This is a genomic window from Arthrobacter sp. SW1 (assembly GCF_001766675.1).
GTDB lineage: Bacteria > Actinomycetota > Actinomycetes > Actinomycetales > Micrococcaceae > Arthrobacter.
The window spans coordinates 18,030-41,538 of sequence record NZ_MJLT01000003.1 but is presented as its reverse complement, the minus strand read 5'-3'; the positions used below and the strand labels follow the sequence as shown (position 1 = coordinate 41,538).

The 23,509-nt window shown below is 66.1% G+C and carries 24 protein-coding genes; 7 read left to right on the top strand and 17 right to left on the bottom strand.

Features of this window, described 5'->3' with window-relative positions:
- Positions 1 to 103: 103 nt before the first annotated feature.
- The 8 genes from BIU82_RS03970 to BIU82_RS03935 all read right to left on the bottom strand — a co-directional run bounded on the left by BIU82_RS03970 (position 104) and on the right by BIU82_RS03935 (position 8,458).
- Positions 104 to 1,798 carry an ABC transporter ATP-binding protein gene (locus BIU82_RS03970; RefSeq protein ID WP_070348177.1) on the bottom strand — a complete coding sequence of 565 codons (1,695 nt, stop codon included), beginning with the start codon at positions 1,796 to 1,798 and terminating at the stop codon, positions 104 to 106.
- Positions 1,795 to 2,682, bottom strand: coding sequence for an ABC transporter permease (locus BIU82_RS03965; RefSeq protein ID WP_070348176.1), 888 nt, complete (start codon positions 2,680 to 2,682; stop codon positions 1,795 to 1,797). Before BIU82_RS03965 ends, BIU82_RS03970 begins: the two co-directional genes overlap by 4 nt.
- Entirely contained in the window at positions 2,679 to 3,635 is a 957-nt protein-coding gene (locus BIU82_RS03960) for an ABC transporter permease (RefSeq protein WP_070348175.1), read from the bottom strand. The genes BIU82_RS03965 and BIU82_RS03960 overlap by 4 nt, the downstream gene beginning before the upstream one ends.
- The gene (locus BIU82_RS03955; protein ID WP_363968079.1) at positions 3,632 to 5,050 is read right to left on the bottom strand and encodes an ABC transporter substrate-binding protein; all 1,419 of its coding nucleotides are present in this window, start codon (positions 5,048 to 5,050) and stop codon (positions 3,632 to 3,634) included. Before BIU82_RS03955 ends, BIU82_RS03960 begins: the two co-directional genes overlap by 4 nt.
- Positions 5,051 to 5,262: 212 nt before the next feature.
- Positions 5,263 to 5,727 carry a thioesterase family protein gene (locus BIU82_RS03950; RefSeq protein ID WP_070348173.1) on the bottom strand — a complete coding sequence of 155 codons (465 nt, stop codon included), beginning with the start codon at positions 5,725 to 5,727 and terminating at the stop codon, positions 5,263 to 5,265.
- Complete coding sequence (locus BIU82_RS03945) at positions 5,724 to 6,692, bottom strand: 3-hydroxyacyl-CoA dehydrogenase NAD-binding domain-containing protein (protein WP_070348172.1); 969 nt, start codon at positions 6,690 to 6,692, stop codon at positions 5,724 to 5,726. The genes BIU82_RS03950 and BIU82_RS03945 overlap by 4 nt, the downstream gene beginning before the upstream one ends.
- Before the next feature lie 3 nt (positions 6,693 to 6,695).
- Positions 6,696 to 7,583 (bottom strand): 3-keto-5-aminohexanoate cleavage protein, encoded by an 888-nt coding sequence (locus BIU82_RS03940; RefSeq protein ID WP_070348171.1) that lies wholly within the window; start codon positions 7,581 to 7,583, stop codon positions 6,696 to 6,698.
- Complete coding sequence (locus BIU82_RS03935) at positions 7,580 to 8,458, bottom strand: TetR/AcrR family transcriptional regulator (protein ID WP_070348170.1); 879 nt, start codon at positions 8,456 to 8,458, stop codon at positions 7,580 to 7,582. The genes BIU82_RS03940 and BIU82_RS03935 overlap by 4 nt, the downstream gene beginning before the upstream one ends.
- A 108-nt stretch (positions 8,459 to 8,566) precedes the next feature.
- On the opposite strand from BIU82_RS03935, the gene BIU82_RS03930 reads away from it, so the two are divergent.
- Positions 8,567 to 9,556 carry an alpha/beta fold hydrolase gene (locus BIU82_RS03930; protein ID WP_139146498.1) on the top strand — a complete coding sequence of 330 codons (990 nt, stop codon included), beginning with the start codon at positions 8,567 to 8,569 and terminating at the stop codon, positions 9,554 to 9,556.
- A gap of 26 nt (positions 9,557 to 9,582) precedes the next feature.
- Here the strand turns inward: BIU82_RS03930 and BIU82_RS03925 are convergent, their stop codons facing one another.
- From BIU82_RS03925 to BIU82_RS03915, 3 genes are read right to left on the bottom strand one after another with little or no spacing between them, the layout of a single operon-like run.
- Positions 9,583 to 10,752 (bottom strand): acetyl-CoA C-acyltransferase, encoded by a 1,170-nt coding sequence (locus tag BIU82_RS03925; protein ID WP_070348168.1) that lies wholly within the window; start codon positions 10,750 to 10,752, stop codon positions 9,583 to 9,585.
- A complete protein-coding gene (locus BIU82_RS03920; RefSeq protein ID WP_070348167.1) occupies positions 10,749 to 11,417 on the bottom strand; it encodes a CoA transferase subunit B in 669 nt (222 codons plus the stop codon). Before BIU82_RS03920 ends, BIU82_RS03925 begins: the two co-directional genes overlap by 4 nt.
- A gap of 2 nt (positions 11,418 to 11,419) precedes the next feature.
- Complete coding sequence (locus tag BIU82_RS03915) at positions 11,420 to 12,127, bottom strand: CoA transferase subunit A (protein ID WP_070348166.1); 708 nt, start codon at positions 12,125 to 12,127, stop codon at positions 11,420 to 11,422.
- Positions 12,128 to 12,264: 137 nt separating this feature from the next.
- Here BIU82_RS03915 and BIU82_RS03910 point away from each other — a divergent pair, with 137 nt between their 5' ends.
- Both BIU82_RS03910 and BIU82_RS03905 read left to right on the top strand, forming a co-directional pair.
- Entirely contained in the window at positions 12,265 to 13,032 is a 768-nt protein-coding gene (locus tag BIU82_RS03910) for an IclR family transcriptional regulator (protein WP_070348243.1), read from the top strand.
- 76 nt (positions 13,033 to 13,108) lie between these two features.
- Positions 13,109 to 13,396, top strand: a complete 288-nt coding sequence (locus tag BIU82_RS03905; RefSeq protein WP_070348165.1) for a hypothetical protein — start codon at positions 13,109 to 13,111, stop codon at positions 13,394 to 13,396.
- Between the two features lie 3 nt (positions 13,397 to 13,399).
- Here the strand turns inward: BIU82_RS03905 and BIU82_RS03900 are convergent, their stop codons facing one another.
- Positions 13,400 to 13,909 (bottom strand): tetratricopeptide repeat protein, encoded by a 510-nt coding sequence (locus BIU82_RS03900; protein WP_070348164.1) that lies wholly within the window; start codon positions 13,907 to 13,909, stop codon positions 13,400 to 13,402.
- A gap of 152 nt (positions 13,910 to 14,061) precedes the next feature.
- On the opposite strand from BIU82_RS03900, the gene BIU82_RS03895 reads away from it, so the two are divergent.
- Positions 14,062 to 15,333 carry an NAD(P)/FAD-dependent oxidoreductase gene (locus tag BIU82_RS03895; protein WP_070348163.1) on the top strand — a complete coding sequence of 424 codons (1,272 nt, stop codon included), beginning with the start codon at positions 14,062 to 14,064 and terminating at the stop codon, positions 15,331 to 15,333.
- A 77-nt stretch (positions 15,334 to 15,410) separates the two neighbouring features.
- Here BIU82_RS03895 and BIU82_RS03890 read toward each other — a convergent pair whose 3' ends face one another.
- The 3 genes from BIU82_RS03890 to BIU82_RS03880 are packed head-to-tail and all read right to left on the bottom strand — an operon-like array spanning position 15,411 to position 17,654.
- Complete coding sequence (locus BIU82_RS03890; RefSeq protein WP_070348162.1) at positions 15,411 to 16,559, bottom strand: M20 family metallopeptidase; 1,149 nt, start codon at positions 16,557 to 16,559, stop codon at positions 15,411 to 15,413.
- Positions 16,549 to 17,220 carry a DUF1028 domain-containing protein gene (locus BIU82_RS03885; protein ID WP_070348161.1) on the bottom strand — a complete coding sequence of 224 codons (672 nt, stop codon included), beginning with the start codon at positions 17,218 to 17,220 and terminating at the stop codon, positions 16,549 to 16,551. Before BIU82_RS03885 ends, BIU82_RS03890 begins: the two co-directional genes overlap by 11 nt.
- Entirely contained in the window at positions 17,217 to 17,654 is a 438-nt protein-coding gene (locus BIU82_RS03880; protein WP_070348160.1) for a RidA family protein, read from the bottom strand. Before BIU82_RS03880 ends, BIU82_RS03885 begins: the two co-directional genes overlap by 4 nt.
- Before the next feature lie 132 nt (positions 17,655 to 17,786).
- On the opposite strand from BIU82_RS03880, the gene BIU82_RS03875 reads away from it, so the two are divergent.
- The gene (locus BIU82_RS03875; RefSeq protein WP_070348159.1) at positions 17,787 to 18,701 is read left to right on the top strand and encodes a LysR substrate-binding domain-containing protein; all 915 of its coding nucleotides are present in this window, start codon (positions 17,787 to 17,789) and stop codon (positions 18,699 to 18,701) included.
- On the opposite strand, the gene BIU82_RS03870 is transcribed toward BIU82_RS03875, so the two are convergent.
- Positions 18,698 to 19,306 (bottom strand): TetR/AcrR family transcriptional regulator, encoded by a 609-nt coding sequence (locus BIU82_RS03870; RefSeq protein ID WP_070348158.1) that lies wholly within the window; start codon positions 19,304 to 19,306, stop codon positions 18,698 to 18,700. The two genes, BIU82_RS03875 and BIU82_RS03870, sit on opposite strands and share 4 nt — an antisense overlap.
- 12 nt (positions 19,307 to 19,318) lie before the next feature.
- Positions 19,319 to 21,283, bottom strand: a complete 1,965-nt coding sequence (locus BIU82_RS03865; protein ID WP_070348157.1) for a primary-amine oxidase — start codon at positions 21,281 to 21,283, stop codon at positions 19,319 to 19,321.
- 120 nt (positions 21,284 to 21,403) lie between these two features.
- Here BIU82_RS03865 and BIU82_RS03860 point away from each other — a divergent pair, with 120 nt between their 5' ends.
- Both BIU82_RS03860 and BIU82_RS03855 read left to right on the top strand, forming a co-directional pair.
- Positions 21,404 to 21,910: a hypothetical protein gene (locus tag BIU82_RS03860; protein ID WP_253182676.1), complete on the top strand. Its 507-nt coding sequence runs from the start codon at positions 21,404 to 21,406 to the stop codon at positions 21,908 to 21,910.
- A gap of 41 nt (positions 21,911 to 21,951) precedes the next feature.
- Complete coding sequence (locus BIU82_RS03855) at positions 21,952 to 23,442, top strand: aldehyde dehydrogenase family protein (protein WP_070348156.1); 1,491 nt, start codon at positions 21,952 to 21,954, stop codon at positions 23,440 to 23,442.
- Positions 23,443 to 23,509: the final 67 nt, after the last annotated feature.

The window sequence follows — 23,509 nt, the reverse complement described above, 5'->3', positions numbered from 1 at the left end:
AGGCATGGGACAAAAGGTGCAGACCGGATGATCCCGCGGAATCCGACGCAAGGCTTTGTTCCAGGGCGTCAGGACTGACGGCCCGGGTACAAGCCCAACGGGCCTAGAGCGTGGGGACGTTGGCGAGCAGTTCCCTGGTGTACTCATGCCGGGGGCGCTGCAACACCTCGTCCGTGCTGCCGAGATCGACGATCCGACCTTGCTGCAGGACCGCCATCCGCTGGGAGATATGGCGGGCCAGGCAGATGTTGTGCGTGACAAACAGCATGGACATACCGGTTTCGGCCTGCAGCGTGCGCAGCAGGTCAATGATGGACGCCTGCACCGAAACATCAAGTGCCGAGGTGATTTCATCGCAGACCAGGAGTTGCGGCGCGTTGACGAGGGCCCGGGCAATGGCCACGCGTTGGCGCTGGCCTCCGCTGAGGTCTCCCGGCCGGCGGTCCAGGTAGCTTTCGCCCAGGCGGACCTGATCGAGCGCTTCACGGACGCGGATCCGCCGCTGCTTCCGGTTCAAAGTGCCGGACATCTGCAGAGGGACTTCGACTGATTCGCAGATGGTCCGTCGGGGATTCAATGACGAGAAGGGGCTCTGGAAGACGTACTGGACCTGCTGGCGCTGCTCGGGTGTCCGTGCCCGGGTGCCGGGGCGGAGTTCCTCCCCGTTGAGGCGCACCGTTCCCTTGTAGTCGTCATTGAGCCCTGCAATGCAGCGGGAAAGGGTGGTCTTGCCCGACCCGGACTCGCCGAGGAGCATCATCGACTCGCCCTTGGCCAAGCTGAAATCGATCCCGTCCAGCACCTGGGTTTTCCCGTAGGAAAGCTTCAGTCCTGTGACCTCCAGCAGTTTGCCGCCGTCCGTGGTTGGCGGGGTGGAAAGCTGCTGCCGGGCGGCCGCCGCCGCGGTGGATTCACGGCCGACGACGGGATGCTCCCCGGTGATGACCGCAACCCGGCCCACCTGCCGCTTTCCGGCCAGGTCGGGAACGGCGCTGAGCAGTTTCCGCGTGTAGTCATGCTGCGGCTGATAGAGCACCTCGGCCGCGGGGCCTTTTTCGACCACTTCGCCTGAAAGCATGACGACCACTTCGTCGGCGATTTTCGCCACGACGGCCAGGTCATGAGTGATGTAGAGCCCTGCGACTCCATGGCGTTCGGTCAATTCCGCAATGGTCTGCAGCACCAGGGCCTGCGTGGTCACATCCAGGCCTGTGGTCGGTTCATCGAGGACCAGCACCGAGGGCCTGCAGGCGAATGCCATGGCGATGCCTACCCGCTGTTGCTGGCCGCCGGAAAGCTGGTGCGGATAGCGGCGCTGATAGGCCGGAGAATTGTTCAGGCCGACTTCGGCCAGCACCTCCGCGACCCGCGCGCTCCGCTCTTCCTCGGAGCGGCCATAGTGCTGGACCTGCAGGACCTCTGCGATCTGCCGGCCGATCGGCATCGCGGGGTTCAAGGACAGGGCAGGGTCCTGCGGCACGTAGGAGATCGAACCGCCCCGGAGCTTGCGGCGTTCCTGTTCCGGCAAATCCAGGATGCTGCCGGTGTTGCCCGTTCCGGCGAGATGGATTTCGCCGCCGGTGTGCTTCAAGCCCTGCCGGAAATGGCCCAGGCAGGCCAGGCCCGCCGTCGTCTTGCCCGAACCGGACTCGCCCACGAGGGCCAGGATCTTGCCGGGCTGCAGGGTGAAGGATACTCCGTGCAGGATTTCCTGGCCCGAGGTAGTGGAAATCCGGAGGTCCTGGGCACTCAGGACAGGTTTGGTGGTGGTCGGGGGTTCCACGACGGAAGTGCTCATTTGCTCTCTCCCACGTTCAGGCTGGCCGATGCCCTGGCCAGTGAATCGGTAATCAGGTTGGTTCCGACGGTCAGGACGGCGATCGCCAGCACAGGCAGGATGACGCCCCACGGCTGGACCGCCAGTGCGATCCGGTTTTCGTTGATCATCAGGCCCCAGTCGGCGGTGGGTGGCTGCATGCCGAGGCCCAGGAACGACAGAGAGGCCAAGGCCCCGATTGAATAGGTCATGCGCAGGCCCAGTTCCACCATGAGGGGGCCGGTGATGTTGGGCAGCACGTCCTGGACCACGATCTTCCATTTGGGAACGGCATACATCTCCGATGCCCGAATGAAGTCCTCCGTCACCACGGCCAAGGTGGCGGCGCGGGTGACCCGCGCGATCCTCGGCGCGTGGGTAATGCCGATCACGGCAACCAGCACCCAGGGCTGCGGGCCAAGGACCGTGATGGCCAGCAGCGCGAAGACCAGTTGGGGCAGGGCCAGGAGGATGTCGTTGGTGCGCATGATGGCGCTGTCCACCCAGCCGCCCCGATAGGCCGCGACCATGCCGCACAAGCCTCCGATCACCATGCCCAACAGCGTGGCAAGCCCGGCAAACAGGAGCAGCCGCAGGCCGCCGTCGAGGAACCGGGTGAGGACGTCACGCCCCAGGTTGTCCGTTCCCAGCAGTCCCTCCGGCTTGAACGGCCGGCCCGCGAATTCCGTACTGGTGTATCCGGTTGCCCAGGGGAGCAGAAGCGGGCCCAGCAGTGCAAGCAGGACGACGGCGGCGGTCAGGGCGATGCCGATTTTCGCCTGGCGCTGGCGGATGAAACGGTGGAACGTGCCCTTCCGGACCTTCGCTTCCGGCTCGACGAGCCGTGGTGCATCGATGACGCTCATCGGGCGCCTCCCGTGCGTAGTTTGGGATTGGTGAGGATACCGACGACGTCGGCGAGGAGGTTGACCACGATGTACACCGCCGCGATCAGGATCGACAGCGTCTGCACCACCTGGACGTCCCGGTTGGCGACGGCATCCACGAGCGCCTGGCCGATTCCGGGGTAGCGGAAGAGGAATTCGACCACGACCACTCCGCCGGCCATCCATGCCAGCTGGATGGCAATTACCTGGGCCACCGGCGAGAGTGCATGCGGCAAGGCGTGGCGCAGGATGACTTGGCCTTCGGGCACGCCCTTCAGCCGGGCCATCTCCACATAGCCCGAATCCAGGACCTCCAGCATGGTGGCCCTCATCATCCGGGCGATATAGGGAGTGACCATGAGGACGAGGGTGAATGTCGGAAGGACCAACTGGCTCGGATAATTCCACACCGCTTCGCCGGGCGGGGCCATGGTCACGGACGGCAGGATGGGGAAGATGGTTGTTGAGAAGACCGTGATGAGCGAAATGCCGATCACGAACTCGGGAAGCGCGGCGAGCACCAGGCTCGCGCCAGTGGTGATGTGGTCGCCCGCGCGGCCTTTGCGCAGTGCACTGTAGCTTCCCAGCAGCAGGCCCAAGGGAATGCTGATCACCGCTGCGGCGAGCAGCAGTACCAGGGACGCGCCGATCCGCTCGCCGAGCAGCGCGGTGACAGCGCCACCTGAGGCGGCGGACATTCCGAAGTTCCCGACGGCGAGTCCGCCGAGCCATGACAGGTAGCGCTGCCAGACGGGGTCATTGAGGTGCATCTGCTCGCGGAGCGCGGCCAGCCGTTCGGGCGTTGCCTGTTGTCCGAGGATCGCCTGGGCAGGGTCCCCGGGCAGCAGGAGCGTTGCGATGAAGACGAGAAGGGACACGGCCAGCAGGATCAGCACGCTGGTTGCCAGCCGGCGAAGAATCAGCTGTGTCATTTGGTTTCTCCCAACCAGACGCGGCGGAACTCAAAGCCCGAGAGGGCAAGGCCGGTGCGGCTGGGCACGAGTCCGGCCACGTATTGCTGATACGCATCTGCCTGGTTCGGGTGGCCCCAGATGATGTAACCGCCCTCGTTGTATTCGATTTCCTGTGCCTGCGAAATCAGCTTGTTGCGTTCTTTCGCGTCCACGGTGACATTGGCCTTGGCGACCAGCCGGGCGAATTCGGGGTGGTTCCAATGGGTCTCGTTGAACGGGGAAGTGGTCAGGGAACTGTTATTGACCTGCGGCAGGAAATTCCGGGAGTACCAGAACGACTGCGCGAAGTCCCAGGTGAGGTATCCGTCGCCGAAGAATGTCGTCGTGTCCACCTTGCGCAGCTTGACCTTGATGCCGGCTGCTGCTGCCTGTTCGGCAAACACCTGGGCAGCTTCCACCGCTCCCGCCTGAATGGGAGCAGTGACAAGTTCGACGCTGAGGCCGTTGGGATATCCGGCCTGGGCCAGCAGCTCCTTTGCCTTCTGGATGTTCTGGACCCGCTGAGGCAGGTGGGAGGCGAAGCCCGGATCGAATGGAGAGTAAAGATCGTTGCCGACCCGCCCGTTTCCACTGAGTACCTGTTCGATCATCTGCTCCCTGTCCACTACCAGGCGGAAAGCCTGGCGCACGCGGTTGTCATTGAAGGGCGGCCTGTCCACACGCATGCTGAACGGCATCCACATGCCCGTCTCGGAGTTGAGGATGCTGATCCGCGGGTCGGCGTCGATGACTTCCAGCAGTGCCAGGGGAATCTGGCCGATTGCGTCCACCTGGGTGGAGAGGAGTGCATTGATGAGTGCGTCGTTGTCGTTGAAGTTGAGGATTTCGAGTTCGTCCAGATACGGCTCATTGTTTCGCCAGTACTTGTGGTTCCGGACAAAGAGGCTGCTCCGGCCGGGGGAGAACGACGAGTATTTGAAGGGACCTGTGCCGATCGGGCGGGCCGGATCGTAGTCTTCCGGGACGATGCCAAGCGAGTACTGGCCGAGGGAATCATCGAAGGTAGCGGTGGGGGTGTTGAGGCGGAATTCGACCTTGAAATCGTCCAGCACCACCACCTTGTCAAGAATTGCCAGGGATGACGCCCCGGTTTTGGGACTCTTGGGGTCGGTAATGCGCTTGAACGTGGCAGCCACATCGCGGCCCGTCATGCGCCTGCCGTCGTGGAACTTTACGTCAGTGCGGAGGTCAACGGTCCAGACCTTGGCATCGGGCGAGGGGGTTGCCCGGGTCGCCAGCAAGGGCTGGAGTTTGTAGTTTTCGTCCCGGTAGAGCAGGCCTTCATAGAGGTTGAGTACCCGGGCAATGTCGGTGGTGCTGACGGGAGAATGCGCATCCAGGCTGTCTGCCGCGCCACCTCCCGACAGTCCCACGCGCAGCCTGCCTCCGGTCCGGGGTGGACCTGCGACGTTCGCAAGGACGTTGGGCTGGCTGCCGCGGCAGGCCGTCAGAAGGCCGCCAAGCCCGAGCGCCATACCGGTCCCGAGCAGGAGCCTCCGGCTCAATTGTGCGGGTGTTCCCCCAGACAGCCCGTGTGGTGGTGATGCTGGTTTCACTGATCCTTCTTTCTGAAGACGTAAAACTCCTACGCCGTCACTTTCCGGCCGACCCACTCCGGCGTGGGCCTTCCGCTGATGTGGGTGGCGATGTTGGCGCTGACGGCTTGCGGAAATGGTTCGCTGCGCCCCGTGAGGGTGTTGACGTGGAGTGCCAGGATTTCCTCGGTCGCAAGCAGTTGATCGCCGCAGCGCAGTTCGTGCGCGAGGTGCAGTTTTTTCGGCCCGGAGCCGACGACGACCGTCGTGACTGTCAGCTCGGCGCCGAGCCCGGTTTCCTGGAGGTACCTGATGTGGGCTTCGACGGTGTAGAGCGAACTCCGGGTTTCCCCGCGGTAGTCCTCGTCCATGCCCAACTCGTCCATGACCTGGTCGGTGGCGAAACCAAACACCAGGACGTAGAAGGCTTCGGACATATGGCCGTTGTAGTCAATCCACTCCGGCAGCACGGTGCACCGGTACGCAGGAAGAACCTCCGTCGCTGTGCCGGTCACTGGGCTGCTTTCAGCGCAGCGATCGCGTTCCGGATGGCAATGATCGCTTCGTCCCGCTCGGCAACGAGTTCCAGGAACGACTTGTCTCCGATTTCTTCGTCGCAACCGGCAATCACCGCGTCCCGCAGCTTCGGGGTCAGTTCCGGGGCGTCCAGGCGGGTCCACGGCGATTTCAGCGAAGGACCGAAGTGGTCAAGCATGTGTGCCATGCCGCCTTCGCCGCCCGCCAGGTGGAAGGTGAGCATGGGGCCCTGCAGGGGCCAACGGAGGCCCGGCCCGTCTGTGATCGCCAGGTCGATCTGTTCGACGGTGGCTTCGCCGTTGTCCACCATGTGCAGCGCTTCCCGCCACAGTGCTTCCTGCAGGCGGTTCGCGATGAACCCCGGCACCTCGCGGTCCATGGTGATCACGGACTTGCCGATGTGCTCGTACCAAGCAGAGGCCCACTTCACTGCCTCCGAGGAAGTTGCTTCGCCTCCGACGACCTCAACCAGGGGAATGAGGTACGGCGGGTTGAAGGGATGGCCGACGACGAGCCGGGACGGGTTGGCGGCTTCGGTCGCCATCTCCGTCATGCCGTACCCGGACGTGGACGAAGCGATGACGACGTTTTCGGGGGTGACGGCATCGATCTGTGCCAGCAGGGAGCGCTTGAGGTCAAGGATTTCGGGGGCGCTTTCCTGGACGAAGCCGGCACCGGCGACCGCCTCGGCGAGGTCGGAGTGGACGGTGAAGTTGTCCTTCGAAGCGTTCGGGGCGAGTCCGAGCTTGGTCAGGGCGGGCCAAGCCGCATCAATGAGGCGGCGAAGCTTGGCTTCGGCGTCCGGGGCGGGGTCCCACGCCTTGACCCGGTAGCCCTGGGCCAGGAAGTATGCGGCCCAGCCGCCGCCGATGGTGCCGATGCCCACACAGGCAACGGTGTCGACGTCGTGCATGGACAGGGGAGTGAAATCGAGTGTCGACATAGGTCAGGCCTTCTTTTCGAGCTGGAGGATTTCGCGGGCTTCATCCGGGGTGGCCACGGAAGAGCCAAGGTCGTTCACGATCTGGATGGCGCGCTCGGTCAGTTGCGCATTCGTCGCTTTGACGCCTTTGCTGAGGTAGAGGTTGTCTTCAAGGCCAACCCGTACGTGGCCGCCCAGAAGCACGGATTGCGCAACCCACGGCAACTGGTCGCGTCCAATGGCAAAGGACGTCCACTGCGCTCCTTGCGGGAGCATGTTCACCATTGCCTGGAGGAGCCCGGCGTTGACGGGAGCCCCGTACGGAATGCCCATGCAGAGCTGGTAGAGCGGCGGAGGGGCGATGAGGCCCTCTTCAACCATGATGTTGGCGAACCACAGGTTCCCGGTATCGAAGATTTCCATTTCCGGCTTGACGCCGAGGTCCTTGATGCGTGCTGCGCCCTCACGCAGCATGTCCGGGGTGCTGACGTAGAGCTGGCTGCCTTCCCCGAAGTTCAGCGAGCCGCAATCAATGGTGCAGATTTCCGGTCGGAGTTCTTCTACGTGGGCCAGGCGTTCCAGCGCGTTCACCAGGTCAGTGCCGGGAAGTTGCTTGGTCGGCTCTCCGGGATCGAGGAACAGGTCTCCGCCCATTCCGGCGGTCAGGTTGATGACAGGGTCGACGTCACTTTCCCGGACCAGGCGCACGACCTCGCGGTAAAGGGCCACGTCCCGCGAGCCTTGCTTGGTTTCGATATCGCGGACGTGGATATGGACAACCGAAGCTCCCGCGCGGGCGGCTGCGATGGCGTCCTGCGCGATTTCTTCGGGGGTGACGGGAACGTGCTCGCTTTTGCCCGTGGTGTCACCTGCGCCGGTGAGGGCGCAGGTGACAACGACCTTGCGATTCATTGGTTACTCCCTTTGGGTTTGACGATATTGCGGTCGATAAAGCTTTCGATTTGTTGGTGCATCTGATCCGAAGTCAGCATTCCGGTCAGCACCTTGATGCCGAGGCCGTCCATGAGGCTGGTCAGCTCCAACGCCAGGTCGGCGGAGGGCACGTCGACGAAAACGCCGGCCTGCTGGCCAAAGGCGATGGCGTCTTCCACGGTCTGGATCCAGCGCCGGTAGCCTTGGGCGTGGTTTTCCTTGCCGGATTCGTCCACTGCCACGTAGGACCAGGTCTGCAGCCAGATGGACCATTCGGCCCGGCCCCGGTCTCCGGCCGGCAACTGGAGCTCGACGAGCCGCTTGAGGCGGCTTACCGGCTCCGTGATGGCGTGGAGCTCAGCGATCTGGCGGTCAAAGGCCAGCTTCACGGAATAGCGGAGAGCTTCGGCGAAGACTTCCCTTTTGGTGGGGAAGTAGTAGTGCACGCTTGCGGTGCTCACGCCGCAAGCAGCCGCGATGTCTGCGATCCGGACCGAGGAATACCCTCGCCGGGCCAGCAACCACCAGGCCTTTTCGATGATGGACCGCCTTTTTTGTGCGTGGTCCCTGTTTTCGACATGCCGGGTTGGCAGGATCTTCGAAGGCGGAGGTACGGACACGCCCCGGGTATGGTCCGAACCCGACATCAGCCAGTTCACGGTCACTCCTGTGACATCGGCCAGATCGATCAGTTCCGTGGGGCGGAAGCGGCGCGTGCCGGCCAGCGACTTGGACAGCTTGGTTTCATCGAGGCCGATGTGCCTGGCCACTTCCCGCTGGACCAAGCCTGAATTCTGGATCGACAGGCGGGCGCGTTCAGCGAGCTGCGCGTTCTCCGGGGTGGTTGTTGCCATGGCTCGACCTTAGGGGCCGACTTGCGATTATGGCAAGAGTTTAATTTCGATTCAGTCAATCTTGCGATAATGTGACGCGCAATACTTTGCTGAGGAGGAGGAAGCTCCATGAAAGCTGGGATCGGGCCGCGTGTTCGTATCGACGTCGGACAGGCCGGCTTCGATTCATTAGGGCCTGAGGTGCGTAGCGCCGAGCTTGTGTCCGGGCGGAGAATCCACTTCATTGATGAAGGCCCCCGCACGGCTGTTCCGCTCATTTTCCTGGGTGGAGCCGGAACCACTGTGCGCGCGTTCCGGCTGATGGAGTTCGCCCGTTCGTTCAGGGAAGAGCTGGGCGTGCGGGTGATCTCGGTCGAACGTAACGGGCTGGGCCAGACCGCCTTCAACCCGGCCGTAGGCTTCAAGGAATACACCGCCGACGTATGGTCCCTGCTCGATGTCCTGGGAATCGGCAGCGCGTCAATAGTGGCTATATCCGGCGGGGGACCTTATGCGGCACACCTCGCCGTCGCTTGCCCGGAACGCGTGCGCTCGCTCCACTTGGCGTGTGCGTATGCCGAATCCATCGGCGCAAAGGGCATCACTTTCGATCTCGGGGACGTAGCCGCAGACCCGGTGTCCTGGTGGATGTTCCCGGCCGGCAGCGCCGTCCATCGGATTTCCGGCTTCGTGGACTCCGCGGTGGAAGAGGCGGTCCGTGCGGTCTTTGCCCGGGGCAGGGATACCCCGCCGGAGGGATTGCGGCAGGCCTTCGAGTTGTACGCGGAATCGCCGCTGCCGGACCTTTCACGCCTGGAGTCGCCAGTGTTCATGTACTGGGGCAGTGAAGACGCCCTCGTCCCGGTGGAACATATCGGGCGGTGGCGCAAGGCGCTTCACTCCGGCAAAGCAGGGCGCGACATCGTGGAACGCATTTACAGCGGAGAAGGGCACGACGTCCAGTACCGTCACTGGGATCAGATACTGACCGACGTCGTGCACCTCGGCTCCATGATCCTGCTCAGCAAGGACGGCAAAACCTTCATGGTTGATGCGGGGAGCGCAGCCGCGCTCCTCGCATCCGGCGCCCGCTTGGGCCTCGCCGCGTGGCAGGACTGAACGCGGCAGGCCGGCAGCGCTCCTGCCTAGAGGGACCTCAGGACGATCGCCGAACCTTGCCCGCCCCCGCCGCAGATTCCGGCCGCTCCCAGCTTTCCCGGTCCGGCTTCGGCAAGCTGCCGGGCCAGGGTGCCGACGATACGTGCCCCTGAGGCCCCGATGGGATGGCCCAAGGCTATTGCGCCGCCCCGGACATTGATGAGGCCCTGGTCAATGCCGAGTACCTGCGCGGAACGGACCGCCACTGCGGCGAAAGCCTCGTTGATCTCGACGGCGGCAAGATCCTTGACGTCCGCGTTGATCTTGCCGAGGGCGGCCAGTATGGCGTTGGCGGGTTGATCGTGGAGGCGGACATCGGGTCCGGCCACGAGGGCGTGGGACTCCACGGATGCGATGGGTGACAAGCCCAGCCTGTCGGCGGCTGCGCGGCTGATCAAAACCAGCGCGGCGGCCCCGTCGCTGATCTGCGAGGAGTTGCCTGCCGTGATGGTGCCGTCCTTGCTGAAGGCCGGGCGCAGCCCCGCAAGGAGCTCCTGGCTTGTTCCGGCCCTGACGCCGTCGTCATCAGAAATCACTGTGCCACCGCCCCGGGATGAGACCGTATAGGCTGCGATTTCGGCTGCGTGGAAGGCCGCATGTGCAGCAGCGCGCTGGTGGGAGGAGGCCGCCCATGCGTCCTGGGTGGCGCGGTCCAGCTTGTAGTGGGAATTGCCGTCTTCGGTGGAGGCGCCCATGGACCGCTGTTCGAAGGCGTCGGTCAACCCGTCGCTTTCAAGGGTGTCCACGGCCTGGATGGAGCCGTACTTCCAGCCTGTGCGCGCGTTGAAGACGTGGGGTGCGAGCGACATCGACTCCTGGCCCAAGGCCACCACGATGTCCGCCTCGCCGTGCTCGATGAGCCGTGCGGCAGCCGCCACCGCCTCCATGCCGGACAGGCAGACGGCGTTGAGCGTCAGTGCGGGAACCGTCAAGGGGATGCCCGCAGCTACGGCTGCCTGGCGTGCGGGGTTCTGGCCTGCGCCGCCCTGCAGGACGTGCCCGGCGACAACCCGTTGGACATCCCCGGGTTTGATGCCGGCGCGGTCCAAGGCCGCGGCGATTGCGTGCGCACCAAGCTCCACGGCCGGTATGGAGGCAAAGCGTCCGTTGAACCTGGAAAACGGCGTCCGCGCGTACCCCGCGATCAGTGCGCTCATGCGCCCGCTCCCGCCGTCGCCAGGGCCTGGAGTTCCTGGCCCACAGTGAAAGCCGCGCCGGTTAGTTCGCGGAGTTCGTCAATGCTCTGTCCCGGGGCGAGTTGGCGCAGGATCAACGCGCCGTCGACGACGTCGAAGACCGCGCGGTCGCTGATGATGCGGTTCACCACGCCGACTCCGGTCAAGGGAAGATCGCATTCCGCGACGATCTTGGGTGTGCCGTCCTTTGCCACGTGGTCGGTGATCACAATGACGCGCGGGGTGCCGGCAACCAGGTCCATCGCGCCGCCCATGCCTTTGACGAGCTTGCCCGGAATGGTCCAGTTGGCCAGGTCTCCTGCGGCCGAAACCTGCAGCGCGCCGAGGATCGCGGTCTGCACATGCCCGCCGCGGATCATTCCGAAGGACACCGCAGAATCGAAAAAGCTCCCGCCTGGCAGCACCGTCACCGTCTGCTTTCCCGCATTGATGAGGTCGGCATCTTCCTCACCTTCGTAAGGGAAGGGGCCCATGCCGAGCAGGCCGTTCTCGCTCTGGAGGGTGACCCGGACGCCGTCGGGCAGGTGGTTCGCCACCAGGGTCGGAATTCCGATGCCGAGGTTCACGTACTGTCCGTCTTCGAGTTCGGCAGCCGCAATTGCGGCCATTTCATCACGGGTCCACATGTTCATGCCTCCACGCGGACGCGCACAGTCCGCTGTTCGATGTCTTTGCTGTTGTTTGCTGTCCGGACTACCCGCTGGACGAAGACGCCGGGCGTCACTACGTCGTCGGGATCGAGGTAGCCGTCCACGATCTCCTCCGCTTCGGCAATGGTGAGCCGGCCGGCTGATGCGACGAGGGGATTGAAGTTGCGTGCGGTCATCCGGTACCGCAGGTTGCCTTCGCTGTCGGCTTGGTAGGCGCGCACCAAGGCGATGTCCGCAACGATGCCGCGCTCCAGGATGCACCGGCGGCCGTCGAAGGTAGCCTCCGGTTTGCCTTCGGCGATCGGCGTTCCCACTCCCGTGGGGGTGTAGAACGCGGGGACTCCGGCACCCCCGGCCCGGAGCCGTTCCGCGAGCGTGCCCTGCGGCACGAACTCGACGTTGAGTGTGCCCGCCAAGTACTGCTCGGCGAAGAGCTTGTTCTCCCCGACGTAGGAGGCGAGGACCTTGCTGACCTGATGGTTCTCGAGCAGCAGGCCCAGCCCCTTGCCGTCGACGCCCATATTGTTGGACACCACAGTCAGGTTGCGGGCGCCGCTGTCCCGGACCGCTTCGATGAGGTTCCGTGGAATTCCACTCAGGCCGAAGCCGCCGACTGCCAGAGTCATCCCGTCCTCGATGGTTCCGGCGAGTGCTTCCGCGGCACTATCCCAGATTTTTGATGCCATTGGTTTCTCCGTCCATTATGTGGTCGAGTCTCCATGAGGCTAGATGCGGCCCAAAACCAAGGTCAATGGAACGGCAGTATGACGCGAAGATTGCTCGGAATATGGTCGGAAGGCAGGTAACCGTCCATAATGTAGACATGAGCGGAACCTTTCCTGGCGCCCAGGTCGTCGGCCGGATCGGCCAAGTCCTCCGGAGCGTCAGTGGCGCTATGCCCCGTGGCATCGGCACGAGTGATGTCGCCCGCGCCACCGGTTTGGCGCGCCCCACCGCCCATCGCTTGCTTTCGTCCCTCGCCGCCGAAGGCTTCCTTGACCATGATCCAAGGTCCGGCCGGTGGCATCTTGGGCCCGAGCTTTACCTCATGGGCTCGGTGGCCGCCGAACGGTATGACATCACCCATCTGGCGCGTGAGCATGTTCAGGCGATCGCAGAGGAAACCGGAGAGAGTGCGTTCCTCTCCGCCCGCCGGGGCGCTGAAACTGTCTGCGTGCTGCGCCAGGAGGGCAGCTTCCCGATCCGCTCGTTTGTCCTTTATGAGGGCAAGCGCTTCCCGCTTGGGATCGCGTCTGCCGGCCTTGCCATCCTCTCCTTCATGCCGCCCGACGCCGTCGACCGTTATCTCCTGCACGCGGAACTTGAGGAACACTACGGCCCCGAACACAGCCCGGAGCGCATCAGGCAGGCCATAGAAGCCACACGAAGCGCGGGCTATGCGACGAACCCGGGCCTGGTCGTACCGGGGAGCTGGGGGATGGGGGCCGCCGTATTTGACGGCGCCGGGCAGCCGGCCTGGGCGCTCAGCATCACCGGCATCGAGTCGCGGTTCGGCGCGGAACGCCGGCCAGCCCTGGGGCAACTGCTGCTGAAGCACGCCCATGCCCTCTCCGAGAAAATCAGGAATTGACCCAGGCCAAGGGTCTGGCCAATCGGGCCGCGGAGTGCTTTCCTGAGTGGTATCGGGACGGCATCCGGAGGTTGGCATGGCTGGACGGGATGATGACCATTGGCTCCTGATCGGGCGTGAGCAGTTGCGAGGGTCCCTCGCGGGCACTGCCGCATTCGTGGCGCTCCTCAGTTGGTGGATCGGGATTACCGGCTACGTCAACGCCGGCGGATTCGCCAGCGGGGCCGGCGGGGTGCTGGGCTTCCTGATGCTCCCGGCCTGGGTCACGGCCCTCGCCGTGGTGCTGATCCACAGCGCCATGCACCATGCGCCCAAGCCCGTCCGGCATACGCCGCGGCGGCACCACTGGCGCTCCGGCAAGTAAGCGCTAGCCTTCGTCGCTTGTCGCAGGCTTCTCCAACAGCGCCCGCGCGTAGTTCTTCATGGAACGCTGGTACCGCGGAAGGTGCGGTGCCAGCGCGGCCAGCACCAAGGACAGTCCTTCGCGCTCCCGGCCGGTGTCCGCCAAAGCCAGCGCCAGCACGGCGTCGACCGCGTCAGACAGGTGGTCCTCGCCGCGTCCGCGCTCGTCCGTGAGCATGGCGACGCTGATGTCCGGGCGGCCCAGGTTTCGCAATGAACTCGCCAATTGGATGACTGCCCGACGGCGGCGCTCGCCTTCCAGTCCCGTTTCCAGTGCCTTGCTGTACAGCGGGACGGCGCGCTGCGGGTAGCCGGTGGAATCGTAGGCGGCGCCCAGTTCGAAGTCCGCGTCCGCGGTCCCCTCGGGCGGTTCCGCGCAGAGCTTCTGCATGGCGGCGTGGAAATCGTCGCGGGCGTAGTTATCCAGTTCGGCCCACAGCGCCGCCACCCGTTCTTCCCACTCAGGACTCTGCATGCTGACAAGGGTATCCGCCGGTCGCGTGCCCTCGCCGGGCGCAGTGCCACTGCATCATAATTTTCGATTTTCTTGCTCGCATTTATTCACTATGCAGATGCAGCAGGCCACGTGATGATGGGTGAAACCGTCACGTTGCATAGGAGATTTACATGGCGAGCCAAGAGGTTGAAGTCCTCGTTGTAGGCGCAGGTCAGGCCGGCATTGCGATGAGCGAGCATCTGGGCGAGCGCGGAATCCAGCACCTCGTGCTCGAACGCAGCCGCATCGCCGAACGCTGGCGCACCATGCGCTGGGATTCGCTGGTCGCCAACGGACCGGCCTGGCATGACCGCTTCCCTGGCCTCGAATTCAGCGGGATGGAACCCGGCGACTTCCCATCCAAGGACCAGGTGGCCGACTACTTCGAGGCCTACGCGAAGAAGATTGACGCTCCGGTGCGTTGCGGTGTCGAGGTCACCTCCGTCCGCCGGAAGACCGGCGCTCCCGGCTTCCACGTGGAAACCACCGACGGCGACTTCGACGTCCGCTACCTCGTGGCCGCCACCGGTCCCTTCCAGACCCCGGTGATTCCCGCCGTCGTGCCCGAATCCGCGGGGCTGGTGCAGCTCCACTCAAGCGATTACCGCAACCCTGAACAGCTTCCCGACGGCGGCGTGCTGGTGGTCGGTGCCGGGTCCTCCGGCGTCCAGATCGCCGCGGAGATCCAGCGCTCCGGCCGCCAGGTGCACCTTTCGGTGGGCCCGCACGACCGGCCGCCGCGGAGCTACCGCGGCCGCGACTTCTGCTGGTGGCTCGGCGTGCTGGGTATGTGGGACGCCGCCACGCCGCGCGCCGGCGCGGAGCACGTGACCATCGCGGTGAGCGGAGCCGACGGCGGCCATACCGTCGATTTCCGCCTCCTCGCCGAAAGCGGCATCCAGCTGACCGGCAGGACGCTCGCGTACACCGACGGCACCATGAGCTTCGCCCCGGACCTGCGCAACAACATTGCCGCCGGCGACGCACATTACCTCAGCCTCCTCGACGCCGCCGACGCCTACGTTGAACGCAACGGCCTGGACCTGCCCGAGGAACCGGAAGCGCGCCTGATGCGCCCGGACCCGGCGTGCGTCAGCGATCCGATCCTCGAACTCGAGCTGGCCGGTGCCGGCATCCGCTCGATCATCTGGGCCACCGGCTTCGCGGTGGACTACAGCTGGCTGCAGGTCGATGCCTTCGACGAGAAGGGCAAGCCCGTGCAGCAGCGCGGTGTTTCCTCCGAGCCCGGGATCTACTTCCTGGGCCTGCCCTGGCAGTCGCGCCGCGGATCGAGCTTCATCTGGGGTGTGTGGCACGACGCCAAGTACGTGGCCGACCAGATCGCGATCCAGCGAAGCTACCTGGCCCACAACGAACAGCACGCCCTGGTGGGAGCCGTCTAACACCAAGCAACGCGGGGTCACTTACGGCCCATGTTCTACCAGAACATGGGCCGTAAGTGACCCCGCGTTGCAGGGGTTCAGGCCAGGAAGTCCAGCGCCGTCAGCGCGAGGGCCGCGGCGCCGTCGTGGATTGCCTGGTTTGCCGCCCCGCCCACGCAATGCGCGGCGAACTCCGGCTGGTGGTTGGCCGCCGGGAAACAGCCCAAGCCAATATACGGGTGGATGGCCGGGACCACCTGGGACACATTGCCCATGTCGGTGGAGGCCCGGTTCATGGTGGCCTGTTCGGGCGGCGCGTTGAAGTTCCGGCCGAGCGACTCCGCATGCCGGATGTACAGCTCCAGCGCCCGCTGCTCCGTGCGGAACTCGGAGTATGGCTCGGATTCCGGTGTGACCGACAGCTCGCAGCCGGATGCCACGGCCCCGGCCTCGAAGCAGCGGTGGACCCGCTTTTCCAACTCGCCCAGCTGCGCCAAGGATTCGGCACGGACGTACCAGCGCCCCTCGGTCTTTTCCGGGATGGCATTGGGGGCCTCGCCGCCGCGGGTCTGTATGCCGTGCACCCGCGTGCCCGGAGGCAGCTGCTGCCGCAGCAGGCCGAGCGCCACCTGGGCCACGATGAACGCATCGTTGGCGTTGACGCCCTGGTCCGGGTACGCGGCGGCATGGGCCGACTTGCCCCGGTACTCAATGTGGTTGTGAGCCACCGCGTAGGGCCTGGCTTCCGCGGAATCCACCGGGCTGGGGTGGGCCATCATGGCCAGGTCCAGGCCGTGGAACGCGCCCTTCTTAAGGAGCTCAATCTTCCCGCCGCCGCCCTCCTCCGCCGGGGTGCCGTAGACCTCCACGCTGAGGTCACGCTCGGCGGCAAACTCCGCCAGGACGGCCGCGGCTCCGCAGGACACCGCGGTGATGATGTTGTGGCCGCAGGCGTGGCCCAGCCCGGGAAGGGCGTCGTACTCCGCCATCAGCCCCACGCGCCGGCTGCCGTTCCCGAACACGGCGCGGATCGCCGTCGGGAAGCCCAGGTACCCGCGCTCCACCGTGAAGCCGTGGCCTTCCAGATATGCGGCGGTCCAGGCCGCCGCCTGGTGTTCCTGCCAGCCGAGCTCGGGGTTCGCGTGGATGGTTTCGGAGAGTCGGACAAGGTCCGGTTGCAGGCTCCCGACGGCGGCAAGCACCCGGTCCCGCGTCCCGGCTTCCACAGGGGCCGCCTTAGCGGTCATCGCCCGGAACCCCGTAGCCGACGGATGCAGCGGGGTCGAGGCCGCGCACCACGTAGTCATTGCGCTGCGGAAGCCAGACCTCCAGCAGCCTGCCGAGTTCCGCAATAGGCTCCTCGTGCCAGTCCACCCGCAGGTCGGTGTCCCGCCAGCCGTGCCCGGACACCACGGACATTCCCGCCGAACGCACCGGCCCGGCTTCTCCGCCGGCAGCTTCGGCAGCGCGGAGGGCAGCCATCAGGCGCTCCTCGAGCTCACCGGTGGCGGCCTCGAAGGCGTCGCAGATTGCCTGGGGCACGCGCGCATCGGCCAGCATGTTGCCGGCACTTACACAGTTGGCGCCGCGGCCCTCGCCGGTCACGCCCAGCGCGTGCTCGCCGCTGAATACGGCGGAACCGCCGCGCGCGTCCAGGACCACCAGCTGCCGGTAGTTGGCCGCGGGGGATTCCTGCACGACGGCGTCAACCGCCTCCTGAGCCGAGTAGCCGGCCTGGAGCCGGTCAAGCAGGAGTCCACCGAGCCGGGGATCGGTGATGTTCTGCGAGCTGACGGCCCCGACGCCGTCGCGCAGGTGTGCGCAGCGCGCGGCGACCGCGGGGGAGGACGAAGACACAGCCAGTCCGAAGCGGCCGTTGCCGTCGGTGGCGGCGATGCTGAACGTCATGCCGTTGCCTCCGCGGAAGTGCCGGAGGTGGAGATCACGGCGGTGGCGTCGATTTCCACGAGCCACTCGGGGCGGGCCAGCGCGGAGACCACGATGCCGGTGGACACCGGGAACACGCCCTTCAGCCAGCGGCCCATGGTGCGGTACACGGGTTCGCGGTAGCGCGGATCGATGATGTAGACGGTCACCTTCACGATGTCCTCGAGGCTGCTGCCGGCTTCCTTGAGCAGCATGTCGATGTTGGCCATGGCCTTTTCCGCCTGGGCTTCCACGTCTCCGATGCCCACCGACTCGCGGGTCTCCAGGTCCTGGCCGATCTGCCCCCGCAGGTACACCACGCCATTGGCCACCACGGCCTGGCAAAGATCGTTGTCCAGGTTCTGTTCGGGGTAGGTGTCCTTGGTGTTGAAGGTGCGGATGCGCTGGTGCTTCACGGGCGTGTGCCTTTTCGTCTCGGAGGAAGGGTGTCGTCGGGAATCAGCTTCGCGCCCGGAGTTGAAATCTGTCCAACAGTCGTTTTAGAAGCGTTGTATCGAAAATTTCGATGAATTGGCTATGCTCATCGCATGGATGTCACGCTGACCCAGCTCCGCTATTTCGTTGAGGCCGCCGCCCAGCTGTCCATGACTGGCGCCTCCGTGCGGCTGAACGTGGCGCAGTCCGCGGTCTCGGCCGCGATCGCCCAGCTGGAGCGCCACGTGGGCACCCAGTTCTTCATCCGCCAGCGCTCCAAGGGCCTGGTCCTCACGCCCGCCGGGGAGCTCTTCCTCCGCGATGCGCAGTCGATCCTCGCCCATGTGGAGGAGAGCCTGGACCACGCCCGCGGGGAGAACCAAAGCGTTGCAGGCCGCCTGCGCCTGGCATGTTTCAGCACCCTGGCGCCCTTTCTGCTTCCCGGTGTGCTGAGCAAACTGCGGGAGGACCACCCGGCCCTGGAGTTGGACGTCACGGAGGCCGATATGTCCGGCTGCGTCTCCGCCCTCCTCAGCGGCCAGGCGGACCTGGCCCTGTGCTACGACCTGGACCTTCCGGACGCCGTCGCGAGCTCCGTCGTCGACACCGCCAGGCCCTACCTGGCCATGCCGCCGGCGCACGCGTTGGCCGGCGTCGGGAGCGTGAAGATGTCGGCACTGAAGGACGAGCCGTTCGTGCTGCTGGACCTGCCGCACAGCCGGGAGCTCATGCTGTCGATCGCCCGCCGCAGCGGCCGCGAGCCGGACGTCAGGTTCCGTTCCGCCAGCTATGAGACGGTCCGCACCTTCGTGTCCCGGGGGCTTGGCTATTCGATCCTGCACCAGCGCCCGCAGCACGGTTTAACGTACGACGGCGGCAAGCTGGCCACCGTGGAAATCGAGGACAATGTGCCGGAGCTGAAAACGGTGCTCGCCCACCTGCGGACGCAGCGGCCTACGGCCCGCCTGCGCGCGGTGGCGCAGGCGGTACGCCACCAGATCGCCGTGGCCAAGGCGGCACGGGCCTAGGCCTGCGCCGCCTCCAAGGCAAGCCGCCCCAGCGCCCGCTCCACCAGGTGCCGCTGCCTGGACCCGGTGACGGTGTCCGGGTCCAGCATCGACGTCACGTGCAGGCCCATCATGATGTTCAGCAGCTCATCGGCCACCGCATCCGGATCGCCCAAAGGTGCGCACTCGCCGTCGTGCTCGGCTTGGGTGAGGAACTCCATCATCAGGCCGCGCCAGTGCAGCAGGGCGTCCCGGCCCACCGCCCGCAGCGCGTCTTCGGTCTGGGCCCGCTGCCAGAAGGACACGGCCACGCGCGCCTCCACCACGGTCAGCGGGTCCGCCGGGATGATCTCCAGGCACATGCTGCGCAGGGCAGCCAGTCCGCGGCGGCCCTTGGTGCCGGCCGCGATCCGTTCGTTGGTGCGCTCGCAGATCAGCTCATAGGACGCCAGCAGCAGGGCATCCTTGTTGGGGAAGTAGTGGGCCAACACCCCCGGGGCGGCGTATCCGCATTCCCGGGCGATGTCCCGCATGCTGGCATTCTCGATGCCCTGGCCGGCGATCAGCCGCCACGTGGTCTCGATGATGGCGCGGCGGCGCTCCTGATGGTCGACCAAGCGGGGCATGCTGCCAACTTATCAGTGGCAGGAGGCGGCCGTACTTGCACCCGGTGCCGCACAGTGCCCGGACGCCGACGGCGGCACGTCGAGCGTCGGGTTGCTGTCGAAGAAACCGTGCGGCTTCAGGGTGAAGCCCGTGGTGTCCACCGGCATGATGGGCCAGTCCTCCGGGCGCGGGAAGTGCGTCAGCCCGAAGGAATGCCACACCACGATGTCCTTGCCGTCGATGTCCCGGTCCTGCGCCACGTAGGCCGGCAGTCCCGCGCCGCCGGGATGTTGGTTGACGAAGTCGCCGGCAGCGTAGAGCTCGTCCTCGGCGTGCCGGGTGACCCACAGGTGGTGGCGGGCGAAGGCAGCGCGCGAGGCGATCGAGGAATCGTCGGCCATGGCCAGGGTGGGCTGGCCCTCGGGGTAGAGGGTGTAGCCCACGGGGTGCCCCAGCTGGTTCAGCGATTCCGGGTTGCTGATATGCCAGGTGCGGCCCTTGCTGCCGTCGGCGTCGCGGATGGCTTCGGATTCGCGGGCCAGCACCGTGCGCTTCTGGGTGAAGGCGTTGCCATGCGGGTTGCCCGGCCCCTTGGGCAGGCGGACCAGGTCCAGTTCCTCCACACGGTTCGTGCCGCCGTCGATCATCATGTCCAGGCGGGCGTTGAAGAGGTGCTGGTGGTACGGCGCGCCCAGGCCCGGGGCGATTTCGGAGGCGTAGGCGTACCCCTTTTCCGGCAGCGCGGCGGTGAACACGATGCCCGTGGCCTTGGCCTCGAACTCGATGGTGCCGTCCAGGTAGAGGTACCAGTAGAAGCCGTAGTCGTAGTTGCCCACCGTGGTGAAGAAGGAAACCACCAGGCGGCGGTTGCGGCGCACCTCGTTGGAGCCGGCCCATTCGTCCGTGTGCTTCCAGAGGATGCCTGCGTCCTCTTCGTGGATGCAGATGCCGTTTTCGATGGCGCGCGGGTTGCCGAAGTCATCCGCCACCACGGGGGACATGTAGGTGATTTCGCCCAGGCAGTCGCAGCCGAGCTTGAGGGAGTTCGCGTCCCGGCCCACGAGGTACTCGCCGGAGTCGAAGTAGTTCTGCCAGCTGCGGTACGGCGCGGGGTCGCCGTAGGGGACCACCATTTCGGAGATCGCCGCCCGGTGGATCAGTGGACGACGACGGCCCTCCTGGGTGTGGTGGATCTGGTGCAGTACCAGGCCTTCGCGGGCATCGAAGCCGACACGGAGGTCCCAGCCGGCCCAGCTCAGGTGGTTTCCGTCCAGCGTGAAGCTGGGGCCTTCGGGCTGGGTGATCTCGATCAGTTTCAGGTCCGTGCGCAGTTCGCCGTGGATTGCCGGGTCGGTGTAGTTGCCGTTGACCTCGGGGACCGGAACCGGGCCGTCGTCGATCAGGTGGTTCACGCGGCGGTTCTCCACGTCTACAAACGCCACCAAGCCGTCGATCGGGTGCGCCCAGGCGTGGTCGCCCGGGTGGTCCTGGCGGAAGCCGAGCCCGCGGAGCAGGCGCTTGCCTTCCTCGTTCTCGTACTCAAAAACGCCGGCCGAGAGCGGAGATACGCGGACCTGCGCGGGCGTCAGCCCGCGGGAGGCAAGGGCGGCGTTCCACTGCGGATCCGCGGCCAGGATTTCCTCGATGATCTCGAATTCTTCGAACAGGATGGGCAGTTGGCCGTCGACGGCGGGGTCCAGTTCGCGCTGTGCGAGGACTTCTCCGGTGGCCAGGGACAGCCTGACGTCGAGTGAGCGGGACAGCGCGGCATCCCAGAGCATGGCGCGGACCCGGCGCTCCGGCGCGGCGGTGTCGGCGCCGTCTCCGTACAGGGCCGCTTTCGGCGGTTCGACCAGGCCGAGGTAGGCGAAGCGGGTGGTGTCGGCCAGGAGCCCGGCGGCGTCGAGGATGCGGCGGGCTTCCTGGATTTCGGCGCCTGAAAGCTGGTCCAGCGGGTGCTGCGCCACGGTGGCCAAGGGAGTTGTCTGAAGGGTCATGGCACTTCCTGAAGTCTGTTTTTGATGGTACAACTGTTCAACCAACGCTTGATGTTACTCATCTCACAGCCCGTGCGTAAAGTCCCGGTCCGCGCAGATTCCGGGCCAGGCAGGAGGACCATGGACCGCGCCGTCATTCCGCGCCCTGCGGCTTCGTTGCCGCGCTCCGGTGGTTCGTTGCTGAGCCCTGTGCGCGCGATGCGTGCCCGGATTCCCGCGGGCCTCGTGGGACTTTCAGTGGTGTCCGGCGTGAGTGCGCACGCGGCAGCGGCCGTGCCCGCCTTCGTGTCCGGAACCGCCGGAGCGATGGCCTGGTGGATGGCTGCCATGGGCGCCGCCTGCCTTGCCTGTGCCGCTCCCATGCCGCGCCGGAAACATTGCGTGGGCCGCGCCGCTGGCCACCTTCTCGTCATGAGCGCCGCGATGATCCTCATCCACGTTGTGCTCCTGACGTCATCCGGCGGAGGGGGCCATCACGGAGCGGCGATGGCGGCCCTGCCTCACGCAGGCGCCCACGCGGACTCCATGCTCGCCGTGATCGCCGTCCAACTCGCGTGCCTCATGGCCGCATCCGCCGCGCTCCGGCTGCACGGCCGCCGTCGGGCAGTCCTCCAAGCCCGGCCCTGACACCCCAAACGACCCCAAGCAAACCCTGACAAGGAGTACCCATGACCAGCACTTCAGCCGACCTCGCCCTCGACTGGCACGCCCGCGCCGAGGCGCTCGCGATCGACGGACGCGCCTTCATCGACGGCCGCCGCACCGCGTCTGCCCGGACGCGCCCCACGATCAGCCCCGTGGACGGCCGCACCCTGGCGGAGCTTGGCGCCTGCGGAGCGGACGACGTCGACCGCGCGGTCGCGGCCGCACGCCGCGCCTTCCCTGCGTGGTCCCGCATGGGCGCGGAGGCGCGGAAGGGCCTGCTGCTGGCGCTTGCCGCCCTCATGGAACGCCATGCCGAAGAGCTGGCCCTGCTGGAAACCCTGGACAGCGGCAAGCCGATCCTGCAGACCACCACCGTGGACGTTCCCGGTGCTATCTCGACGCTGCGCTGGTACGCCGAGGCCGCGGACAAGCAGAGTGGTGAACTGCCGGCCGTTCCGCCGGGTGCCACGGCGCTGGTCACCCGCGAGCCGCTTGGCGTCGTGGCCGCGATCGTGCCCTGGAACTTCCCGCTGGAGATCGCGGTCTGGAAGCTCGCTCCGGCATTGGCCGCCGGAAACACCATGGTGCTCAAGCCCGCCGAGCAGACCTCGCTCAATGTCCTGCGGCTGGCGGAACTCGCTGCGGAAGCCGGGCTGCCGGACGGCGTGCTCAACGTCGTCACCGGCTCCGGGCGGGAGGTGGGCGTCGCGCTGGCGCACCACATGGACGTGGACGCGCTCGCCTTCACCGGCTCCACCGCCGTCTCCCGGACGCTCCTCGAAGCCTCCGGCCGCAGCAACCTCAAGCGGCTGAGCCTCGAAGCCGGAGGCAAGAGCTCCAACATCATCTTCGCGGACACCGCGGACCTCTCCCTGGCAGCTGCCAAGGCCGCCTTCGGGGCGTTCTACAACCAGGGGCAGGTGTGCTCGGCCAACTCGCGCATCCTCGTGCAGCGCGAGGTCCATGGCGAGTTCGCCGCCCTGCTGGCCGGCGCCGCGGCCGGCTACGCGCCGGCGGATCCGCTCGCCGGGCTGGAAGGAAACGGTGCGCTGATCAGCAGCGCGCACGCCGACGACGTCGAACGCTGGATTGTGCGCGGCCGCACCGAAGGCGAGGTGCTTTTCGGCGGCGGACGCCGGGAGGTCCGCGGCTCGGATGCGTACCTGGAGCCCACGCTGCTGGGCGGACTGGCCGCGGACCACGAGGTGCACCGCGAGGAGATCTTCGGGCCCGTGGCGGTACTGCAGGCCTTCGACACCGAAGAGGAAGCGGTGCGGCTGGCCAACGCCACCGACTACGGCCTGGCCGCCTCGGTGTGGACTTCGAATCTGTCGCGCGCCCACCGGGTGGCGGGGGAGCTGCTGGCCGGGACGGTCTCCGTGAACACCGTGGACGCCCTGGGCAACACCACACCCTTCGGCGGCTTCAAGCAGTCGGGCTTTGGCCGGGACCTGTCGCTGCACGCCTTCGATAACTACACGGCGCCGAAAACCACGTGGATCCAGTTCGGCTGAGTTGCATCTGAATTGGCGATGAGTGGCATCGACTTTCAATGGTTTACGTGATGCAGCTCACGCTTCT